Origin of the sequence: Inquilinus limosus (assembly GCF_002195995.1) — a bacterium.
GTDB classification, from domain to species: domain Bacteria; phylum Pseudomonadota; class Alphaproteobacteria; order DSM-16000; family Inquilinaceae; genus Inquilinus; species Inquilinus limosus_C.
The window spans coordinates 1-2395 of sequence record NZ_NHON01000098.1 but is presented as its reverse complement, the minus strand read 5'-3'; the positions used below and the strand labels follow the sequence as shown (position 1 = coordinate 2395).

At 71.8% G+C, this 2395-nt stretch carries 4 protein-coding genes; all 4 read left to right on the top strand.

Translation table 11 applies throughout. The features are described 5' to 3' along the window. Positions 1 to 187, top strand: a 187-nt coding sequence (locus BWR60_RS36605; RefSeq protein WP_179222014.1) for a hypothetical protein, incomplete at its 5' end; no start/stop codon positions are given. A gap of 298 nt (positions 188 to 485) precedes the next feature. After that, on the top strand, positions 486 to 1418 hold the full coding sequence (locus BWR60_RS30515) for a LysR family transcriptional regulator (RefSeq protein WP_088156139.1): 933 nt from the start codon (positions 486 to 488) through the stop codon (positions 1416 to 1418). A gap of 176 nt (positions 1419 to 1594) precedes the next feature. Then, positions 1595 to 2257, top strand: coding sequence for a hydrolase (locus BWR60_RS30510; RefSeq protein WP_088156137.1), 663 nt, complete (start codon positions 1595 to 1597; stop codon positions 2255 to 2257). 55 nt (positions 2258 to 2312) lie between these two features. After that, positions 2313 to 2395 (top strand): DUF1427 family protein (locus BWR60_RS39075; RefSeq protein ID WP_429913049.1); only part of this gene is annotated, 83 nt, incomplete at its 3' end.

Genomic DNA, 2395 nt, shown 5'->3' with positions numbered 1-2395 from the left:
CGGCGGCGGCGGCGGCGGCGGCATGGACAACGGTGTCGGCAGCGCCGGAAAGGGCGGCGGCGGTGGCGGCGGTGGCGGCTCCAGCTACGTGCCGGTCCTCGATCCCGCGAACCCACCGACCAATATCGGCTACCGGGACGGCGTCCATACCGGCAACGGCTTCGTCACCATCACGGTGAACAGCTAGAGCCGGCGGCCGGCGGCTCGCCGGGGCAGGAGATCCTCCTGCCGCGCCATGAACCGACAAGGCTTCGCCCTGTCGCCACCCCGGGGCCGCGCCATGACGCGGCCCCGGTTTTCATTCCGCCTGCGGCGTGACGCCGGGCCGTTGCCGGCCGGGGGGCAGGGAGGCCGCATCGGCCCGTCTTGCCAAGCGCCCCCGCCGCGGTCCAAGACTGAGGCCATCGTCACGCGCGGGGCGCCGCGCCAGGGCCGGCTCGGCGAAACCAGCAGCGGCCGGCGCGACCCGCATCCGCAGGGGCAGCATGGCCGATCCTCTCCACAAGCTCTCATGGGACGATCTGCGCATCGTCAAGGCGATCGGCGAGAATGGCGGCCTCGCCGCCGCGGCCAAGGCGCTGGGCCTGAACCATTCCACCGTCTCCCGCCGCCTCGCCGCGGTCGAGGAGGCGCTGGGCGTGGTGCTGTTCGACCGGCGCCGCAGCGGCTACGCCCCCACCGGAGCGGGGGCCGAGATGGTCGCGCTGGGCGCGCGCGTCGAGCAGGACATCCTCGGCGTGGCGCGCCGCGTCTCCAGCCATGTGCAGGGCCATGCCGGCCAGCTGCGGGTGACCACCAGCGACGCGCTGCTGCTGGATTTCCTGACCCCGATCATCGCCGGGTTCCGGGCCGCCAACCCGGAGATCTGCATCGAGATGATCGTCAAGAACCGGGCGCTGAACCTGGCGCGCGGCGATTCCGACATCGCCTTCCGCGCCACCACCGCCGCGCCGCCGGAGAACCTGTTCGGCCGCAAGGTGGCGACCATCGCCTGGGCGGTCTATGGCCGCAGGATCGACCATGTCGGCGCCTCGTCCGGCCTCGACGACCTCGTCCGGCGCCCATGGGTGTCCTATGGCAGCGGCCTGTCCCGGCTCAGGGCCCATCGCTTCGTCGAGGACCGCGTGCCGGCGGAGAGCATCGTCTACCGCAGCAACTCCGTCGCCGGGGCGGGCGCGGCGATCGCCGCCGGCATCGGCATCGGCTTCCTGCCCTGCATGCATGGCGACCTGGCGCCGGGGCTGGCGCGCCTGAGCCCGGTGCAGCGCGAGGTGTTCGACGAGCTGTGGATCCTGACCCATCCCGACATCCGCAGGTCGGGCCGGGTCTACGCCTTCATGGAGCATTGCGCCCGGGCGATCCTGCGGCAGCGCGACGTCATCGAGGGCCGCGGGATCGCCGGCGGCGTCGGGCCTTGATGCGCAATCCTGCGGATCGAATTCCGCCGAGATGCCGGGTCCCGGGCCGAAGGGCCCCGTCGTAGGGTCCTGTCCGCCCCGTGAGGCGATGGCCGCCGGCCCGATCGGATGATCGGCGCCCGCCATGCCGCCCGCCGGGCCCAAGTCGACAGACCGCTCCCTGAAAGGACGACGACGTGAGCATCACAGCGATCGCCAAGCCTGCCCGGACCCTGCTGAGCCCGACCGATCACGCGCTGATCCTGGTCGACCACCAGTCGCAGATGGCGTTCAACACCAAGTCGATCGACATCACCAGCCTGCGCACCAATGCCGGGATCCTGGCCCATGCGGGCAAGGGCTTCAACGTGCCGACGATCATCTCGACGATCTCGCGCGAGAGCTTCGCCGGCCCGCTGTTCACCGAGGTCACCGAGGCCTTCCCGGATGCGGAGATCACCGACCGCACCACCTCGAACGCCTGGGAGGACGAGAACTTCGTCCGCCGGGTCAATGCCGTCGGCAAGGACCGGCTGGTGATCGCCGGGCTGTGGACCTCGGTCTGCTGCAACGGCCCGGTGCTGTCCGCGCTGGAGCAGGGCTTCGAGGTCTATGTCGTCACCGACGCCTGCGGCGACTGCACGCCCGAGGCGCATGAGCGCGCGGTCGAGCGCATGATCCAGGCCGGCGCCCGCCCGATCACGGCGCTGACCTACCTGCTGGAGCTGCAGCGCGACTGGGCCCGGCTGGAGACCTATGAGCTGACCACCGGCATCGCCATGAAGTTCGGCGGCGCCTTCGGCGTCGGCATCCAGTACGTCAAGGCGATGTTCCACGCCCAGGACAGCCACAAGGCCTGACCCCGTCGCCGGCCCCGGGCGGGTTGCGGCAGCGCCGCCCGCCCGGGGCCGCGGGATGCCGCCCATGAAACCCTATCTCCTCTCGCTCGGGGCCGGCCTGCTGGTCGGCGCCGTCTACGCGCTGCTCGGCGTACGCTC

Coding starts and splice junctions, on each gene's coding strand:
- BWR60_RS30515 (WP_088156139.1), top strand. CDS start 486: ATGGCCGATCCTCTCCACAAGCTCTCATGGGACGATCTGCGCATCGTC.